Annotated in this window: 15 protein-coding genes; 2 read left to right on the forward strand and 13 right to left on the reverse strand. The window is 63.5% G+C overall.

Features of this window, described 5'->3' with window-relative positions:
* Window positions 1–90: 90 nt before the first annotated feature.
* Window positions 91–2,136, reverse strand: coding sequence for an SPFH domain-containing protein (locus LB564_RS15275; protein WP_224538904.1), 2,046 nt, complete (start codon window positions 2,134–2,136; stop codon window positions 91–93).
* Window positions 2,137–2,772: 636 nt separating this feature from the next.
* Here LB564_RS15275 and LB564_RS15280 point away from each other — a divergent pair.
* Complete coding sequence (locus LB564_RS15280) at window positions 2,773–4,083, forward strand: NRAMP family divalent metal transporter (protein WP_224538906.1); 1,311 nt, start codon at window positions 2,773–2,775, stop codon at window positions 4,081–4,083.
* A gap of 155 nt (window positions 4,084–4,238) precedes the next feature.
* Here the strand turns inward: LB564_RS15280 and pldH are convergent, their stop codons facing one another.
* The 7 genes from pldH to LB564_RS15315 all read right to left on the reverse strand — a co-directional run bounded on the left by pldH (window position 4,239) and on the right by LB564_RS15315 (window position 11,787).
* A complete protein-coding gene (pldH, locus tag LB564_RS15285; protein WP_224538907.1) occupies window positions 4,239–4,985 on the reverse strand; it encodes a pyridoxal 4-dehydrogenase, SDR-type in 747 nt (248 codons plus the stop codon).
* Between the two features lie 38 nt (window positions 4,986–5,023).
* Entirely contained in the window at window positions 5,024–6,202 is a 1,179-nt protein-coding gene (gene ppaT / locus LB564_RS15290) for a pyridoxamine--pyruvate transaminase (RefSeq protein ID WP_140704657.1), read from the reverse strand.
* 25 nt (window positions 6,203–6,227) lie between these two features.
* A complete protein-coding gene (gene pldA / locus LB564_RS15295; RefSeq protein ID WP_224538909.1) occupies window positions 6,228–7,034 on the reverse strand; it encodes a 4-pyridoxolactonase in 807 nt (268 codons plus the stop codon).
* A gap of 47 nt (window positions 7,035–7,081) precedes the next feature.
* Window positions 7,082–8,017: a putative B6 ABC transporter permease subunit 1 gene (locus LB564_RS15300; protein WP_140704653.1), complete on the reverse strand. Its 936-nt coding sequence runs from the start codon at window positions 8,015–8,017 to the stop codon at window positions 7,082–7,084.
* A gap of 1 nt (window position 8,018) precedes the next feature.
* On the reverse strand, window positions 8,019–9,116 hold the full coding sequence (locus LB564_RS15305) for a putative B6 ABC transporter permease subunit 2 (protein ID WP_224538910.1): 1,098 nt from the start codon (window positions 9,114–9,116) through the stop codon (window positions 8,019–8,021).
* Window positions 9,113–10,681, reverse strand: coding sequence for a putative B6 ABC transporter ATP-binding protein (locus LB564_RS15310; RefSeq protein ID WP_224538912.1), 1,569 nt, complete (start codon window positions 10,679–10,681; stop codon window positions 9,113–9,115). Before LB564_RS15310 ends, LB564_RS15305 begins: the two co-directional genes overlap by 4 nt.
* A 77-nt stretch (window positions 10,682–10,758) precedes the next feature.
* Window positions 10,759–11,787 (reverse strand): putative B6 ABC transporter substrate-binding protein, encoded by a 1,029-nt coding sequence (locus LB564_RS15315; RefSeq protein WP_224538914.1) that lies wholly within the window; start codon window positions 11,785–11,787, stop codon window positions 10,759–10,761.
* Here LB564_RS15315 and LB564_RS15320 point away from each other — a divergent pair.
* A complete protein-coding gene (locus LB564_RS15320) occupies window positions 11,786–12,313 on the forward strand; it encodes a hypothetical protein (RefSeq protein ID WP_224538916.1) in 528 nt (175 codons plus the stop codon). The two genes, LB564_RS15315 and LB564_RS15320, sit on opposite strands and share 2 nt — an antisense overlap.
* Before the next feature lie 35 nt (window positions 12,314–12,348).
* Here LB564_RS15320 and LB564_RS15325 read toward each other — a convergent pair whose 3' ends face one another.
* The 5 genes from LB564_RS15325 to LB564_RS15345 are packed head-to-tail and all read right to left on the reverse strand — an operon-like array spanning window position 12,349 to window position 17,612.
* Window positions 12,349–13,359 (reverse strand): ABC transporter substrate-binding protein, encoded by a 1,011-nt coding sequence (locus LB564_RS15325; protein WP_224538918.1) that lies wholly within the window; start codon window positions 13,357–13,359, stop codon window positions 12,349–12,351.
* Window positions 13,360–13,397: 38 nt separating this feature from the next.
* Window positions 13,398–14,213: an ABC transporter permease gene (locus LB564_RS15330; RefSeq protein WP_224538921.1), complete on the reverse strand. Its 816-nt coding sequence runs from the start codon at window positions 14,211–14,213 to the stop codon at window positions 13,398–13,400.
* The gene (locus LB564_RS15335) at window positions 14,210–15,043 is read right to left on the reverse strand and encodes an ABC transporter ATP-binding protein (protein ID WP_224538922.1); all 834 of its coding nucleotides are present in this window, start codon (window positions 15,041–15,043) and stop codon (window positions 14,210–14,212) included. The genes LB564_RS15330 and LB564_RS15335 overlap by 4 nt, the downstream gene beginning before the upstream one ends.
* Window positions 15,044–15,045: 2 nt before the next feature.
* Window positions 15,046–15,975, reverse strand: a complete 930-nt coding sequence (fhmpcd1, locus tag LB564_RS15340) for a 5-formyl-3-hydroxy-2-methylpyridine 4-carboxylate 5-dehydrogenase (protein ID WP_224539223.1) — start codon at window positions 15,973–15,975, stop codon at window positions 15,046–15,048.
* On the reverse strand, window positions 15,975–17,612 hold the full coding sequence (locus LB564_RS15345) for a GMC family oxidoreductase (RefSeq protein WP_224538924.1): 1,638 nt from the start codon (window positions 17,610–17,612) through the stop codon (window positions 15,975–15,977). The genes fhmpcd1 and LB564_RS15345 overlap by 1 nt, the downstream gene beginning before the upstream one ends.
* Between the last annotated feature and the right edge of the window lie 53 nt (window positions 17,613–17,665).

The raw sequence follows: 17,665 nt of genomic DNA on the forward strand, positions 1-17,665 counted from the left end.
CGAGGGCGGCCCTAGATTGCAGGCGCCGCAACCAGCTCGGTATGTTTTCGGCAGATCGAGGATGGGCCGGTACAACCGGCCCATATCAGATCAATCCTCCTCAACGGGTGCCGGGACCTCATCCGGTAGGATTTGCGGTCCAACCCGATCGGCAACCAGCATCGAAAGCATCATCTCGACAAGGCCGTTGGCGGCCCCCTTCTCGCCACCGGTAGCGCCGATCTGGATCTGCGGCACGAGCGGTAGCCTGCCATTCTCGATCGCCTCGGCGAAGCGCATAAGAACCTGCGAGTTGAGCTGATAGTCCGGGCCGCCGAAGGCCGCGACCTTCTTCTGCGTGGCCTCGGCCTCCGCCAGACCGACGGCGCGAACCCTCTCGGCATCCGCAAAACCGGTCGCCTTGATGCGTTCGGCATCGGCAAGCGCGATAGCCTTGATCATGTCGGCCTCGCCCTGGCCGCCGAGGCGCACCTTCTCGGCCTCCGCCTTGGCGGTGACCTGAATGGTTTCCGCCTGCTGACGGGTGCGGGCGAGTTGCGCCTTGCCCTCGTTCTCACTGATCTCGATGGTAAGTGCCGAAGTCGTGATCTTGGCTTGCTGTTCGGCGAGCGCCTCCTTCTCACGCAACGTGCGTTCCTGGATGGCCGCCTTCTCCTGCAATTTGTAAGTCTCGACCTTTTCGACCGCAATCTGGCGCTCGCGCAGCTGGATCAGGATTTGCTCTATGCTGTTCTGGCCGTTGCCAGCACGTGGCGTACCAATCAACACTTCCTGCAGCTCGAGGCTGTAGGTATTGAATTTTTCGCGCATCTCCTCGCCCGATTTGCGCTGGATATCGCTACGCTCCTGCAAAAGCTGGATCAGCGTCTTTGTCTGGGCGATATTCTTGAAGTAGGCAGAGACCATCGGATCGAGCGTCTGTTCGACCAGCCGCTTGATGTCACCGAAGCGCTGCACCACGAGCGGCGCCTTCATATAGTCTATATGCACCACGACGGACAGCGGCAGCACGGGCTCGAACGCATCCTTGGTGATCAACGACACCTCGGACAGGTTCTCGTCCAGCCTGTGTTCGCCGAACTGCTCCTTCGTCCATTTGAGCACGAAGTTGGTGGTCGGCACGGTGATGATTTTGCCGGCATAGGTATTGAACGCATACTTGCCCGGCAGCAGCGGCGTTGACCAGACACCGCGTGCGCCGATTTCGACCAGCTCGCCATGACGGTATGCCTGCCCGGAAATATCCGTGCCGTGGCGGCCATTATAGGAGACGACGACACCCACCGTGCCAACGTCAATGATAGTCTTCTCGACCAACTCGACGGTCGCGAAAATGCGATTGAGGAAGTAGCTACCGTCGGCCAGCACCTGCAACTGCCGGCCACGGTAGCCACCGGCATTGAGAAACTTCTCCGGATCCTGGAAATTGTTGTGGAAGTTCGGGTCGTTCGGATCGTTGGCGACGGTCGGTGCGATGATCTCGCCGTCCGGTAGGGCCGGACCGTCATGGATGGTGACGATACCGATCATGTCCTCGGCATTATGGATGACGACCGGCTCAAAGCCGCCCCGCTCCGAGATCATGCTGGACATATTGGCAAAAAGGTTTTGTTCCGACGAGCTCAGGTTAACGGAATGGATCGACTGGGCGGTGAGCACGATGAATTGTGCGAGATTGATGGCATAGGTGCCTTCGCGCAAGATCTTGCGTTGCGGTCCTTTCTGGCCGCCTTTTTCGAGAAAGCCGCGCACATCCTGGAAATCATCGGCCTCGGTGTTGGAAGCAAGCGTCTGCGTCGGAGGCAGCGGCTTGCCATCACGTGCAAAGACATAGCCGATCTGGCCTTGCGGGATGGTGACAAGATTGGCGCGATGCATCGAATATTGGAACGGCATGAAGAAATGCAGGCCACCGCGCACGACCTCCGGCTGGTAGCCTGCCTCACGGTTGAGCGCGATGAAGCCATTGCTGACGGAGCCGCGAAAACTCCATAGTTTTTCCAAGATGCCGAGCCTGTCGTTCGGGATGTAGCGGACCACGCCGCTCCACCAGAACAGGATCGCCAGCACGATGACGAGCACGGCCACCTCGATAGCCATCCATTCCATCGGGCCGAGATATTGTAGGGCTTCCATCTCTTCTCTCCTATGGGGCGCACGGGTTCGTTCACCCGGCGGTCACCCGGTTGGTGTTGATCTATGAGGCGGGGAGATTGCACACCGACACGCGCGACACACTAAGGGCGTGTCGAACGTTTGGGCTGCTCATTGTATGGGAAAATGACCGCGCGTCCCGAGTCCCCCGGTAAGGGCAGGCGTGGCCGTGAGCGATGTCACATCGGTGTTGCCTTGATAGACATTACAAGGAATGACGTAGGGATCGCGCCGGCAGGTTTAAAGATATTCCGCGCGGAAATCGTATAAATCGCTGAAACAGCATCTCGCATACTTTACTACGGACTCACTCCAGATAAATATTGCTGGAAATGGGGTTTAAGTGCGCTAGGCGCCGAACTGCGCGGCTCCAAGATCTACGCCCGCGAAGGCGGCGGGGCGCGGACGCAAACCGCGGTTGCCCCCGCCAAAAGCTCCTGCCAAGCGGCCGTTGGTATATTGTCGCTTGGAGTGTGCTTCCTTTGCTGGCGACATGATATTTCTCACGCGCTGAAGGGCTACTGCCGGGCGTTTCAGCAATGACTAAAGGAACCGAACGGCGATTGCCGGAGTTGCTTCAAGCGGACGTCGAACGGGCCGCGTTTCTGGAGCAGCTGCATGAGCGACATAGGCGCCGAAATCTCTGAGAAACAGAGCAGCATTCGGGCAAAAGGGCCATTCCAACGATTCCTGCGCACAATCGGACCTGGGTTCATCACAGGCGCCTCTGACGACGACCCTTCTGGCATCGGCACATACAGCCAGGCGGGCGCCCAGTTGGGGTTCAATGTCGGTTGGACCATGGTGTTCACGTTTCCGCTCATGGTCGCGATCCAGGAGATAGCGGCGCGAATAGGCCGGACGACAGGGCGAGGGATTTCCGGCAATCTCTGCCGACACTACCCGTCTCCCCTGATGTATTTCGTGGCCTCGCTTCTGTTCGCCGCCAACGTGATCAACATCGGGGCGGACCTGAGCGCGATGGCCGATGCGCTGCGATTGCTGGTGGGCGGCCCAAGCTGGCTCTACGTTGTCGCGTTCGGCGTGGCGTGCGTTCTGGCGATCGTCTTTCTCGACTACAGCCGCTACGTCACGGTCCTGAAATGGACAACGCTGAGCCTCTTTGCCTATGTGGTGGCCGCGTTTCTGGCTGATATCCCATGGGGCGAAGCCCTCAAGGGTGTCGTTCTTCCGCACATGGAATGGAACCGGGCGTACTTCACCACGCTGCTGGCCATACTCGGCACGACGATTTCTCCCTACCTGTTTTTCTGGCAGGCGTCGCAAGAGGTCGAAGAGGAGAAGATCGACCCGAAGGCCAAGCCGCTGAAGTGGGCTCCGTGGCAGGCGCCGCGCGCCTTCCAGCGCATTCGCGCCGACACGGTGGTCGGCATGGCTTTCTCGAACCTGATCGCCATTGCGATCATCCTTACGACGGCCGCCACGCTGCACAAGGCAGGGGTGACCGACATCAATTCATCGACCGATGCGGCCAAGGCGCTGCAGCCGGTCGCGGGCAAATTCGCCTTTGCGATCTTCGCAATGGGGATTATCGGCACCGGCCTTCTCGCGGTGCCGGTTCTCGCGGGCTCGGCCGCTTTCGCCGTGGGCGAGGCGCGCCGTTGGCCAGTGGGACTGGAGCGCAAGCCGAAGCAAGCGATGGCATTTTACGCGACCTTGGCCGCCGCCGTGGCGTTGGGAATGGGCATCATGCTCACGCCGATCGATCCCATAAAGGCGCTTTACTGGAGCGCGGTCATCAACGGGATATGCGCCGTTCCCGTGATGGTCGTGATGATGCTGATGACCGGGCGTTCCGACATCATGGGCGAATTCCCCGTCGAGGGTTGGCTGCGCTTTCTCGGCTGGCTCGCGACGACAGCAATGGGGCTATCCGTGCTCGGCCTCGCGCTGCAATGGGTCTTATGAACGCCACGCATCCCGACCGGTCGCAGGACGCTTGCTGCGACACGGTCGTTGGGCCGATCTAGCCCCTAAGCTCGCGAACGAGTACGCAAAGCCCGTCGCCCTCGCTCCAGTCGATCCAGGTAGACTCAGGGGTCCGCTATCTCCCTGCTACCACCTCAGTGCCTGATCATCCCGGCATCGACATTCAGCGTCTGGCCGGTGATCCAGCGGGCGTCTTCGCTCGCCAGGAACGACACGACGTCGGCGATATGCTCCGGCTGGCCCTTGCCCTTCATCGCCTGCAGCATCTCGACGAAGCCGAACGCCTCGTTGTGCGGGCTGGCCTTGACGCCGTCGCTCTCGATCAGGCCGGGCGTCACCGCATTGGCCGTGATGTTGTACTTGCCAAGCTCGGTGGCCAGCGCCCGGGTGAAACCGATGACGCCGCCCTTGGCCGCGACATAGGCCGCCATGTTCGGCGTGCCGGCAAAGAAGGTGTTGGAGGCGATGCTGATCACGCGTCCGGCCTTGCCCGCCGCCCGCATCTGGTCGGTCGCCGCGCGGGTGACGATGAAGGTCCCCGTCAGGTTGACGTCGATGATCTTGCGCCAATGGGCGAGGTCGACATCGTCCCAGGCGACGAACGGCACGATGCTGGCATTGTTGACCAGGATGTCGACGCCGCCGGTCAGCGCCTGGATCTCGCCGAACAGCGCCTTGACCGAGGCCGGATCAGAGATGTCGGCCGCGACAGCCTTTGCCTTGCCGCCGATCGCGGCGGCGGCGGCCTTGGCGCCTTCGCCATTGATGTCGCTGACGATGACGGTCGCGCCGTCGGCCGCCAGCCGCGCCGCGATCGCCTTGCCGATGCCTTGTGCGGCGCCCGTCACCAGCGCCGTCTTCCCCGCAAGCCGTTCAGTCATGGAAATTCTCCCTCAATGCCTAATCTTGTGATGTCTGTTCAGGCGTCGGCGTCGATCACGGCCAGTGCCGCGTCGATACCCTTGCCGACCGCAAGCTTCTCGCCTGCCGCGTTCATGGCGCCGCCAAGCGCCGTCAGCGCCGCGATCGCGTAGATGGGCTGCGCCGTCGGGCCCATATGGCCGATGCGCGTAAGCTTCCCCAATGTCTCACCACGGCCAGACGAGAAGACAACGCCGTAACGGGCGCGCGCCGCAACCCGCAGCGCCTTTTCGTCGACGCCGTCGGGCGTGCGGACGGCCGTGGTGCTCGGCGAGGCGATTGCGTCGCTGGCGGCCCAGATCGACAGGCCCATGGCGACGACACCGGCACGCATGGCCTTGGCCGTGAGCGCGTGGCGCGCCCATACAGCCTCCGGACCCTCGTTGAGATAGAGATCGAGCGCGACATCCAACCCGTTCACTTCGGCCACCGACGGCGTGAAAGGGAACGGCTTGTCCCGCGACCAGGCGTTCTCCCAGTCGACGATGCTCAGCACCGATGCGCGCGGTGCTGCCTTGTTGGCTTTCATCTTCGCCCAGGCGCGATCGCTGACGCCCATCAGCGTCAGCGCCGGCGGCGCGCCAAGGCACTTGCCGGGGCCGGTGACGTAGATGTCGGCCTTGCAATCCTCGGGATGCGTCTTCATCCCACCGAAGGACGAAACCGCGTCAACGATCAGGTAGCCGCCATGCGCCGAGACCAGCGCGCCGATGGCGTCGATCGGGTTGATCGTGCCCGACGGCGTGTCGTGATGGCAGACCGACACGATGGTGATTTCCGGATGTGCCTTCAGCATGTCGGCGACCGCCTGCGGGTCGATCGCCTCGTTATAGGGCACTTCGATTTCGAGCAGATGCGGCGAATAGCGTTTCGCCCAGTAACCAAAACCCTTGCCATAGACGCCGGAAGCAAGATTGAGCACGACATCGTCTGGCGTGATCAATGACGCCGCCGCAGCCTCGAGGCCCAGCACCGGTTCGCCATGCAGGATGAGGGGTTTGTTGGAAAGCCGCATCGCCTTCTGCGCCTTGTCGACCACCCTCTCGTAGAAGAGCTGGAACGCCGGGTCGTAGTCATAGAGGACCGTGCGCGAGAGGCCGCGCAGCACTTCGGGATAAGCGTTCACCGGCCCTGCGGTCAGCGTGATGACCGGATCGGCGTGTTCGAGATAGCGCATGGTCTTGGTCTCCGATTGACGGCGGTCAGCCGTAGAACTGCGTGCCGGTCTTGTAGGTCTTGAAGTTGTCCATGTCGTGCGAGTACATCAGCTCGGCGCCGTGGTCCTCCGCCAGCTTTTTCACCTTGCGCATCGAATTGACGCCCGCGACCGGGTCGATGTGGAAGGCCGCCTGGCAAAGCGTTTCAAGGCTCTTCTGGGTGTAAGCGGCGTCGATGGTGAACATGATCGGCTTGCGCTTGGGAAACTCGACCAGGAGGCTGTAATGGCCGATCGAGTGGCCTGGCGTCGAGATCAGCTTGACGCCCTTGGCCAGCTCGATGTCGCCGTCGATGCCTTCGAAGGTGGAGTTGGCGCGCGTCGTGCCTTCCAGCAACTGCGCGGTGGCGCCGCGCGCCTCCGCCGCCTCGGCCGAGAAGCTCAGGTCGGAATAGCCGAGATGTTCGAAGGGCTGCGGATTGCAGGCCTGCGGCACCTCCGTACGGTGGCAGATCTTCTTGGCGTGCGGGAAATATTTGTTGCCGCCGCAATGGTCGAAATGGAAGTGCGAGTTGACGACGACGTCGATGTCCTTCGGCTCGAGCCCAAGCAGCGCCAGCGCGCCTGGAATGGTCTGGTGCTTTTCCTGGATCGGCTTCTCGAAGGGCAGCACCTTCATGACGTGGTCGTAGTCATAGCCGGTGTCGATGAGGAAGCGGCCCTCCGCATGCTCGATGAGGATCGAATAGACGGGGAAGCGCACTTCGCCGCCCGGACCGCGATTCCAGAACACGTGATAACCGTCGAGGACGAGCGAGCCGCCGTCGAGCAGGTAGACCTTGGTATCCGACATTGTTGCCTCCGTTTTCGGCGCGGGTCCCATCCGCGCATCTGGTTTTCTCAGCGCGCCCCGCGCTCGTATGGAATGCCGAGTGCAGCCGGCAGGCTGGCCCGCCGCCCGAACAGCACCAGCATGATCATCACCGCCAGGAACGGCAGCATCTGGATGACGTCGGTCGGGATGTTGATGCCCGCCACCTGCATGGCCGTCGTCAGCGACAGGCAGACGCCGAACAAAAGCGCGCCGAACAGCACCCAGACCGGACGCCCGCGCGCCAGCATGGCCAGCACGATGCCGAGAAAGCCGGCGCCATTGGTGATGAAGGGGATGAACAGGCCCGCCCCGACATTGGCGAGATAGGCGCCGCCGAGCCCGGCCAGCGCGCCGGTCGAAAGCACCGCGATGGTGCGGGTCCTGATGACGTCGATGCCCGCAACATCCAGTGCTGCCGGCTTGTCGCCGGCGGCCTGCAGATTGAGGCCGAGCTGCGTGCGCCTGTAGAGGTAGCCCATGGCGAACACCAGCGCGACCGCCAGATAGACGATCAGATGATGCTTGAAGAAGGCCGGGCCGATCACCGGAATGTCCGACAGCAGCGGAATGACGGTTGCGTCCGCCGCCGGCAGGCGGGGATAACTGCGCGAGAATTGAAAATGGTGAAGCAGCGCCGTCAGGCCTTCGAGGCCGAGCGTCAGCGCGATACCGATGACGATCTGGTTCAGCCCGATGCGCACGCAAAGCAGCGCCATGATCAGCGCCACCGCCATGCCGCCGGCGGCGCCGGTGAGGAATCCCAGCCACAGCGATCCCGAATAGAAGGCGCCGACGAAGCCGAGATAGGCGCCGGCCAGCATCATGCCCTCAATGCCGATGTTGAGCACCCCGGCCTTCTCCGACATCTGCTCGCCGAGCCCGGCAAGCAGCAGCGGAATGGCGGCCGTGACGGCGCCGAACAAGAGCGCGCTGAGAAAGACTTCGCTGAACAGCCCGGTCATGTCAGGCCTTTCTCGACTGGTGATAGCGGTGGTCGACATATTCGGCGAGAGCGAGCACGATCAGCACGATGGAGACCAACACCAGCGTGAAATGATTGGGCACACCAAGCCGCCGCGCCGCGCTCTCGCCGCCGATCGACAGCACCGAGAGCAGGAAGACGAAACCGATCGCGGCAAAGCCGTTCATGCGGGCGAGGAACACGGCCGGGATGACCGCCAGCCCGTAGGCGGGATTCCAGTCGGCACGGACATTGCCCTGCACGCCGATGATGTCGACGGCACCGGCAAGGCCGGCGAGCCCGGCCGAAATGGCAAAGACGGCAATCGTCAGCCCTGGCACGCCCAGCCCCGCATGGACCGCGGCGCGCGGATTGGCGCCGACGATCCGCAATTTCAGCCCGAATGCAGTGCGCGTCATCACCAGATGCACGATGATGATCGCCGCCAGGCCGAGCAGCAGGCCGCTGGTGATGGTGGTTTCGAACAGGCGCGGCAGCCGGTCTTCCACCGGCAGCGTGCGGGTCTGCGGCACGGTGGTGCCGGGATCGCGGAACACCAGCTTGACCAGGACGTTGGCAAGCGACGTGCCGAGGAACGTCATCATCAGCGTGGTGATGATCTCGTTGACACCCTGATAGGCGCGCAGCAGCGCCGGCACCAGCGACCAGATCATGGCCACCAGCATGGCGATCAGGAACGAACAGAAGAGCGCCAGCCAGGCGGGCAATATCTCCACCAGCGCCGGAGCGCTGGCGGCCGCCGTCACCGCGCCGAGCAGGAACTGGCCGTCGCCGCCCAGATTCCACATGCCGGCGCGAAAGGCCACGATCAGGCCGGCGGCGAGAAACAGCAGCGGCGCCATGCGCGTCAGCGTCTGCTGGATGCCGAGCGGCGAGAACAAGCCCTTCTCAAGCACGTAGCCATAATAGGCGAGCGGGTCGACGCCGACGGCAAGCAGGATGCAGCCGGCGATGACGAGAGCGGCAAGGATCGGCCCGATCGTCATCAGCAGCCGGTGCAGTATGTCGCGGCGCGTGGCGCCGGCGCTCGTGGCATCGAGTGCGGTGGCGCCGGCGGCGGGTGCGGTGTCGATGCTCATGCGGCAAGTCCGATCATCAGGCGGCCGACCCTGGTGCGGGCATCGTCGGCATTGTCGACGGTGCCGACCAGCGCGCCATTGGCGATCACCGCGATGCGGTCGCACATGCTGAGCAGTTCCTCGAGGTCGGTGGAGATCAGGAGCACGGCAAGGCCGCGTGCGGCGGTGTCGCGGATGCGCTGGCGCGACGCCAGCGTATTGGCGAGATCGAGCCCGTAGGTCGGCTTGTTGAAGATCACCACCTTGGCGCCTTCGGCCAGTTCGCGTGCCAGCAGGACCTTCTGGATGTTGCCCCCCGAAAGCCGCGCGACCGGCGTCTTCAGGCTTGGCGTGCGCACATCGTATTCGCGCACGAGTTCGGCGGCGCGCTTGTCGATCTCGGCGCGCTGCTCGACGCCGCCGCGCCAGAACGGCGCCGCGCCGACCTGCTTGAGGAAGAAGTTGATGGAGACCGGGAAGGTGCCGACGGTGCCCTCGCCCAGCCGGTCGTCGGTCAAATAGCGAAGACCGCGCTGGCGGCGTTCGCCGACACTCAGGGTCTCGATGGCGGCGCCCTCGAGCCGGACCGAACCACCGGTCGCCCCGCGCTGGCCGGCCAAGGCCTCCGCCAGCTGTTTCTGGCCGTTGCCGTCAATGCCGGCGATGCCGAGGATCTCGCCCGGACGGATGTCGAAGGAGATCGACGACAGGCCGGGCGCGTTGTCGGTCGGCGCAACCGTGAGATCCGTGACCCTAAGCAGAGGCGCGGCTTGCGCATCGACGGCGTGGGCCGGACGTTCGACAGCTTCGGGATCGTCCTTCTGCTTGCCGAACATCAACTCCACGATCTCGGAAATGATCTCCTGTTCGCCGAGCGCGCGAAATCGCTCAGGCGGTATTTCGCCGACCTTGCGGCCGAGCTTCAGAACCGAGATGCGGTCGCCGAAGGCAGCGGCTTCCCTAAGCTTGTGGGTGATGAAGACGATCGCCAAACCCTGTTCGACGAGGCGGCGCATCAGCGCGCCCAACTCATCGATGCCCTTCGGCGTCAGCATCGAGGTGGATTCGTCGAGGATCAGCAGCCGGCTGTTGCGCACCATGGCGCGCAGGATCTCGACCTGCTGCTGCTCGCCCAGTGAAAGCTCCGAAACCTTGGCATGCAGTTTCACCGTGATGCCGAGGCTGCGGGTGATCTCGGCCACGCGGGCCTCGAGCTCTTCGGTCCTGGGGCGCTGCCACCAGGGTCCGCCAAGAAGCAGGTTCTCGGCGACAGTCAGGGTGGGCACCAGCATCATGTGCTGGAACACCGTTCCGATGCCGAGCGCGAGCGCATGGCGTGGCGACGTGATCGGCGTCGGCTTGCCGTCGACAAGGATGCGCCCCTCGTCCGGCTGCTGCAGGCCCGACAGCATGCCGATCAAGGTGGATTTTCCCGCCCCGTTCTCGCCCAGCAGCACATGCACTTCGCCAGGGCGGATCGACAGGTCGATGCTGTCATTGGCGACAATGCCGGGAAATCGTTTGGTCACGCCTTCGAGCGCGACGATGTCGCTGATATCGACGGGCGATGAAGAAAAACTGCTCATGAAAGCCCAGCACCAGAAAATGGGAACGGTCCGGAGGGGCGAACCGATCGCCCCTCCGGCAGCCGACTTTGATCGCCTTACTGGGCGACGCTTGTCATCAGCGCCCTGACGGCGGCCGCGTCGAAGACCGGCTCGACCTTGATCTTGCCGGAAATGACGTCCTCGCGCAGCGCCTGGATTTCGCCCCAGACCTTGTCCGGGATGGCGGCGGTCTTCAGCAGCTGCACGGAATCGTCCTTGAGGCCGATCGAATAGTGCTTGGTACCGAACGTGTCGGCCTTCAGGTCGGCGATCATCGCCGCGTAGACCGGTTCGATGTTCCACACCACCGACGACAGCAGGAAGCCCTTGTCGATAGGCGACTTGTCACCGATGACGTCGATGAAATAGACCTTGCCGCCATCCGCGGCCTTGGTCGTCTCCACCGCCTGCAGCATGCCGAAGCTGGAGCCGTTGCCCTGGCCGAAGATGATGTCGGCGCCCGAGGCGATGACGCTTTCGGTGACGCGCTTGCCGCCGGCCGCATCGCTATAGGCCGCCGGCCCGATCACCGCATAGGTGATCTTCACGTCCGGGTTTTCCGCCTTCACGCCTTGCGCGAACGCCGCCGACTGCGAGTTCCATGACGGAGGTTCGCCCGACACGACGATGCCGACCGACTTCGAGCGCGACACCTTGGCGGCCAGACGGCCGGCAAGATAAGCGCCCTCATGACCGCTCAGCGTGTAATCGGCGACGAGGCCCTTCTCCAGGCCGTTCGGCGTGTCGACGATCGCCACCGGAACCTTCAGTTCCTTGGCGATCTCGGGCGCCGAGGTGTTGTAGCCGCTGGCATGCGCGATCAGCAGGCTGGCGCCGTCGGACGCGAGCTCGCGCAGCGTCGGACGGACATCGCCATAGCCGAGGCCCTGGGCCACGACCACCTCGACGCCGGCGGCCTTGCCGGCTGCCTTGGCGGCGTCGATGCCCTGCTGGTTCCAGCCATAGTCCGTGCCCTCCTCGGGCGTCAGGATGGCAATCGACTTGACTTCGCCGGCAAACGCGCCGCCCATCAAGACGCCGCACAATACAAATGCACTTACACTGCTCTTAAGAATCTTAAACATGTTACCCTCTCTGTTTGATTTTCCAATCAATATTCTTGTTGTTATTGCGCCGAAGCGAGATAGACTGCCTGAGAAAACTACCCCATGGAGCTCAGGCAAAGTGAAAATCCGTTATGCCCTTCCCGTGATTTTGGCGTTCACATCGCTTGCCAACGCGGTTGAGTTGCACCAGGTGATTGTCCGCAAGGGCACCGACGGGCTCGACATTGTGCCGTTGACGATTTCGAATGCGGGCACGGAAGGCGTGTCCTGCAACGCCGACTTTGCCCACTGGTATTCGGAAGGGATCGCGGCGATCGAGCCGGGCAAGAGCGCCCGTGTCGAACTCTGGTTCGACCCCAAGACCGGCACCTTCACCATTCTCAACGACAAGCGCGAGAACCTGCCGGTCGAGCGGCTGTGGTGCGGCCTGGCGGGCCGCGCATATGCCACTCGCGTACAGATCGCGCTCGACCGGACCGACGCCGCCAAAGGCAAGCGCGAGGTGTCCTGCGGCATGGAGCAGAACGGCCTGGCGTGCCGGTAGGCGCTCATTGATCGGTCCGCCCGGGACATCGTGCCCTATTCCTTCGCCAGGAACTTGTCGGTGAAGACGTCGTCGGCCGACAGCGCCGCCTTGAGCACGCCCTGGTCGGTGAGCGTCTTCAGGGTCTCCTCCCACTGCGTCTTCGTCATCCAGCCCAGGCCGTGTTCCTTGGTGTCGGGGCTGGTGAAGGTCGAGGCGATATCGGCGTTGATCTGCGCCAGCAGCACGTCCTTCTTGTCCGCATAGCCTGGCGCGGCCTTTGCCGTGATCTCGGCGGCTTCTTCGGGATGGGCGACGACATAGTCGAAGGCTTCCCTGTAAGCCTTGACGAAGCGGGCGACGACGTCCGGCTTGTCCTTGATCATCTTCTCCGAGGTGAACAGGCCGGAGCCATAGGCCTTCCAGCCATGGTCGGCGCCCATCATGATGCTGAGCGAACCCGGACCGCCGGCCTTGGCCTCCAGTTCGGGAACCTCGGCGTCGACATAGCCGACCACCGTCTGGACCCGGCCCAGAAGCAGATAGCTCTCATAGGGCGGCGAGACGCTGTTCAGCGTCATGTCTTTTTCGGTCAGGCCGTTTGCCGCCAGGAAGCCCTTGAAGAAGATGTAGGTCGAGCCCGCCGGGTGAATGCCGATGGTGAGGCCCTTGAGATCTTCCGGCTTGGTGAGCTTCACCGTCTTGGCGAGCGACATGATCGCCAGCGGCGAGTGCTGGTTGACCGCCGCCAGCGCCACCACTGGAACGCTCTGCGAGCGGGCGACGGCAAGCGTCGGAAGATCGCCGAAGCCGAAATCAGCGTTCTCGTTGCCCACCAGCCGCATGGCATCCGGCGAGCCGGAACCCTTGCGGATTTCGGCGACGTCGATATCGTTCTTGGCGAAGAAGCCTTTTTCCTTGCCGACGAAGAACATGGCGTGGTTGCCGCGCACCACCCAGTCGAGTTGGACATTGACCTTGTCGGCCGCCAACGCGGCGTTCGAGAAGCCAAGCGCGCCGGCGAAGGCCGCAAGCGTGGCTACCTTGATAAGTGAGCGTCTCAGCATTTCTTGTTCCCTTTTATTGGCTTGGTTGATCGAGAGGCCTAGGCCTGGCTGAATTTGGGTGCCCACGGCACCACGATGCGTTCGAGGATTTCGGCCGCGTAGTAGAAGGCGATGCCGAGCACGGAGACGAGCAGCAGCGCCGCGAAGACAAGCGCGGTGTCGAGCTGGGTCGAGGCGAACTGGATGACGTAGCCCAGCCCATCCGAGGCGCCGGCGAATTCGCCGACGATGGCGCCGATGACGCTCAGCGTGGCCGCGATCTTGGTTCCCGCCATCAGGTTCGGCAGCGAATGCGGAACGCGGATCCTGAACAGGATCTGCGTTTGGCTGGCGCCGACGGAATTCATCAAAGACAGCAGCGAGCGATCGACCGACTGCATGCCGGCAAGCATCGACAATGTCACCGGGAAGAAGGCAATGACCAGGATCAGCCCGATCTTGGGCGCCAGCCCATAGCCGAACCAGAGAATGAAGATCGGCGCCAGCGCCACCTTGGGCACGTTCTGGAACAGCACCACCAGCGGATAGAGCGCCCTGCCCAGCCAGTCGAAGCGCACGATGACCAGCGCGATGGCGACGCCGACGACGACCGAGACCAGGAACCCGAACAGGATCTCCCCCGCCGTCACCAGTGTCGCCTGCATCAGCGTTCCCCATTGCGCGACCAGCGATTTCGCGATCTCGGACGGGGCGGGAATGATGAAGGCGGAGATGGCGAATATCCGTACCACGGCTTCCCACACCACGATGGTCGCCAACAGAAGAATGACCGCCGGCAGCCAACTGCTTGTCGCGGCGGCCCAGTTCGAGGCAAGCCGCGGCTCGGAGAGATTGGTGATGGGTTGATCGCTCATGACGCGCCTCCCGGTTGATGGCTGGCGCGCAGCATCGTGCGCAGTTGAACCACCAGCCGGACGAATTCCGGATCTTCCGTCACCGACAGGTCGCGCGGATAGGGCAGGCCAATGTCGAGGCTCTCGGTGATCCGGCCGGGCTTGATCCCCAGCACATGCACGTGGCGGGACAAATGAATGGCCTCGTCGATCGAATGCGTGACGAGAACGATGGTCTTGCCGGTGCGCTGCCAGATTTCCAGCAGCGACTGGCCCATCTGGTCGCGGGTAATGGCGTCGAGCGCGCCGAACGGCTCGTCCATCAGCAGCACCGCCGGGTCGAGCGCCAGGGCCCGCGCGATGGCGACGCGCTGGCGCATGCCGCCCGACAATTCGTTTGGACTCTTGTGAGCGCTGTCGCCCAGGCCCACCAGCTCGAGCATCTCCTGTCCGCGCGCCCGCAACTCCGCGCGCGACAGCGATTTGTCGGCGATGCCGAGCAGCATGGATGCGTTGTCGACGGCATTCTTCCACGGCAGCAGGTTGGCGTCCTGGAACACGAGGCCGATCATGCGCTTGCGCGCCGCCTCGACCGGCGAAAGTCCGGCGATGGAAACGCCGCCGCTCGTCGGATTGACCAACCCGGCCAGAACCTTGAGCAAGGTGCTCTTGCCGCAACCGGAAGGACCAATGAGGGAGACGAACGACCCCTTCGGTATCGCAAGATCGATATTCTGCAGCACCAGTTGCTTGGCCATGACCACCGAAACGCCCTTGGCGGAGATCAGGTCGTCATCGTGGCGGATATGGGCTGGCCGGCCACCTGCGGCTCGAATGGGTTCAATGCGCATGGCTACTCCCGGCCCTCCAGGATGCGCCGCACCGCGACGAGTTTGCGCGCCCGCTCACCTTGCAGCACCTTTATCTGCTCGGGCGTGTAGGAGAACATGCCCTCCCCCGACTTGATGCCGAGCTTCGACGCGTCGGTCTTTTCCAGCACCATCGGCGCGACGTCGTCGCGCTTGGAGAGATCGGCGTTGAGGAAGGACGAGACGGATTTGTAGATGTCGAGGCCCGCCATATCGAGCAGCGCCATCGGCCCGATCACGGCGATCTTGTAGCCGATGCCCCAGGAAACGCAGGTGTCGAGGTCTTCCGGCTCGATGACACCGCGCTCGACGAGGTCGACCGCCTCGCGCAGCAGCGCATAGAGCACGCGGTTTTCGACGAAGCCCGGAACGTCCTTCTTCACCACCACCGGCAACAGGCCGATCGAGCGGATCAGGTCGCGGATGACAATCACGGTCTCCGGCGCCGTCTTCTCGCCGGCGATCACCTCGATCATCGGGATGATGTGCGGTGGGTTCGACCAGTGCATGCCCACCATCCGCTCGGGATGCGAGATGTGCGCCTGCAGCTTGGTGATCGGGATGCCCGACGTGTCGGACGCGACGATCGTGTCCGATGCGATCAGGCTGTCGATCGCGCGATAGACATCGGCCTTGATCGAAATGTTTTCAGGCACGTTCTCAATGACGAGGTCGGCGCCCGACACCGCGTCGGCGATGTCATCCGTGAAGCGAACCGTTCCGGCACCGGCAGCAGGCGGTGCGATGCCGAGGGAATCGAGGACGGTCTCGGCCACGCCCAGCATGGTTCCTGCGCGCTCGATCGCAGCCGGGGCGACGTCGTAGGCGACGACCTGCAGGCCGCCCCTGGCTAGCCTTGCGGCCATGCCTGGCCCCATCGTACCCAGACCGATGATGGCGATACGTTGGATCATCACGCTGCCCTGCTTTCCATTGCTGTATTCGACGCCGCGATGAGGTCGGCTGCCTTCTCGGCGATCATGATCACCGCCGCGTTGATGTTTCCGCAGACGAGGTCAGGCATGACGGACGCGTCCACCACTCTGAGGCCGTCGACGCCGCGAAGCCGCAATTGCGGGTCGACGACCGACGCCGCATCGGCCCCCATCCGGCAGGTTCCGGCCGGGTGATGCACGGTGATGGACGTCTTGCGGATATGCTCGTCGATCTCCTCGTCGCTCTGGCATTTGGGACCGGGAAAGAACTCCGCCTCGATGAAGGGTTGCATGGAGGGCTGTGACGCCAGATCCCTCGCCACCCGGAAGCCGGCGCGAAGCGACTGCCAGTCCTTCGGCGAGGCGAGGAAATTCTGATGGATCAGCGGTGCCGCGAGGGGATCGGCCGAGGCCAGTTTCACCGCCCCCCGGCTCTCAGGCTGCGTCGCCACGATCCGCGTGGCAAAGCCGTCCGGAAACGGCGCCTTGAACGGCTCGAAATAAGGCCACGCTGCCAGCGGAGCCGCCGTGAACAGCAGTTGCACATCCGGCAACGGCCGCTCCGGGCCGCTTTTCAGGAAAGCAACGACGCCGCCGGGCACGTCGCCCGAAAAACCCCGTCCCGTGAAGTAGGTCTTGGCGAAATCGAACCCGATCCGATCGGCACGCATGTTGCGCAGGAAAGGGCCGCCCGGAGCCCGGCGCCGATACATGAGGATGACCGAGACGTGATCCTGCAGGTTCTTGCCGACCGCCGGCAGATCGACCCGCGTCTGGATACCGTGTGCCGCGAGTTCCTCCGGCGCCCCGATGCCGGACAGCATCAAGAGTTGCGGCGTGTTGATGACGCCGCCCGAGAGCAGGACTTCCTTGCGGGCGACGACCGTCCGTTCGCCGCCGCCATGGTTCAGGACCACCCCGGTGGCGCGCGTGCCCTCCAGGGTGATCTTCGTCGCCGTCGCTCCGGTCAGGACCGTCAAATTGGGCCGCTTCAGGGCCGGTCGCAGATAGGCGGACGCGGTCGAGCTGCGCCGGCCTTTCGAGATCGTCATCTGGAGGCGGCCGAACCCTTCCTGCCGCTCGCCATTGTAGTCGTCGGTCTGCGGATAGCCGGCCTGGACGCTAGCCTGTGCGAAGGCGTCGATCAGCGTGTCCTTGTAGCGGCAGAACTGGGTGCTGACCGGACCATTGCCGCCGCGATATCGGCTCTCGCCGCCTTCCCAGCTTTCCTGCTTGCGGAAATAGGGCAGCACCTTGTCATAAGACCAGTCGCTGAGCCCGCTGGCGGCCCAACGGTCGTAGTCACCGCGATTTCCCCGCACATAGGCCATGGCGTTGGTCGACGACGATCCGCCGATCACCTTGCCGCGCGCGCACTCGACCCGGCGTCCGCCGACATTGTCTTCCGGCTCGCAGAAATACATCCAGTCATGGCGGCGTTCCGTCAGGATCTTGCCCCAGCCAAGCGGTATGTGGATCATGGGGTCGCGATCCCAGCCGCCGGCCTCGAGCAACAGCACCGAACATCGGGGGTCGGCGCTCAGCCGGTTGGCGAGCACGCAACCGGCCGATCCGGCCCCAACGATGACATAGTCGTAACTTTCAGCATGCGGCATGGTGCGTTTCATCGCCTTGGTCCGGCGCTCCTGCGCCAGGGAACTGTTGAAAC

Origin of the sequence: Mesorhizobium sp. ES1-6 (assembly GCF_020164775.1) — a bacterium.
GTDB lineage: Bacteria > Pseudomonadota > Alphaproteobacteria > Rhizobiales > Rhizobiaceae > Mesorhizobium.

Coding starts and splice junctions, on each gene's coding strand:
- fhmpcd1 (WP_224539223.1), bottom strand. CDS start 15,975: ATGATCCAACGTATCGCCATCATCGGTCTGGGTACGATGGGGCCAGGC.
- LB564_RS15280 (WP_224538906.1), top strand. CDS start 2,773: ATGAGCGACATAGGCGCCGAAATCTCTGAGAAACAGAGCAGCATTCGG.
- LB564_RS15300 (WP_140704653.1), bottom strand. CDS start 8,017: ATGACCGGGCTGTTCAGCGAAGTCTTTCTCAGCGCGCTCTTGTTCGGC.
- ppaT (WP_140704657.1), bottom strand. CDS start 6,202: ATGCGCTATCTCGAACACGCCGATCCGGTCATCACGCTGACCGCAGGG.
- LB564_RS15305 (WP_224538910.1), bottom strand. CDS start 9,116: ATGAGCATCGACACCGCACCCGCCGCCGGCGCCACCGCACTCGATGCC.
- LB564_RS15310 (WP_224538912.1), bottom strand. CDS start 10,681: ATGAGCAGTTTTTCTTCATCGCCCGTCGATATCAGCGACATCGTCGCG.
- LB564_RS15345 (WP_224538924.1), bottom strand. CDS start 17,612: ATGCCGCATGCTGAAAGTTACGACTATGTCATCGTTGGGGCCGGATCG.
- LB564_RS15335 (WP_224538922.1), bottom strand. CDS start 15,043: ATGCGCATTGAACCCATTCGAGCCGCAGGTGGCCGGCCAGCCCATATC.
- pldA (WP_224538909.1), bottom strand. CDS start 7,034: ATGTCGGATACCAAGGTCTACCTGCTCGACGGCGGCTCGCTCGTCCTC.
- LB564_RS15315 (WP_224538914.1), bottom strand. CDS start 11,787: ATGTTTAAGATTCTTAAGAGCAGTGTAAGTGCATTTGTATTGTGCGGC.
- pldH (WP_224538907.1), bottom strand. CDS start 4,985: ATGACTGAACGGCTTGCGGGGAAGACGGCGCTGGTGACGGGCGCCGCA.
- LB564_RS15330 (WP_224538921.1), bottom strand. CDS start 14,213: ATGAGCGATCAACCCATCACCAATCTCTCCGAGCCGCGGCTTGCCTCG.
- LB564_RS15325 (WP_224538918.1), bottom strand. CDS start 13,359: ATGCTGAGACGCTCACTTATCAAGGTAGCCACGCTTGCGGCCTTCGCC.
- LB564_RS15320 (WP_224538916.1), top strand. CDS start 11,786: ATGTTACCCTCTCTGTTTGATTTTCCAATCAATATTCTTGTTGTTATT.
- LB564_RS15275 (WP_224538904.1), bottom strand. CDS start 2,136: ATGGAAGCCCTACAATATCTCGGCCCGATGGAATGGATGGCTATCGAG.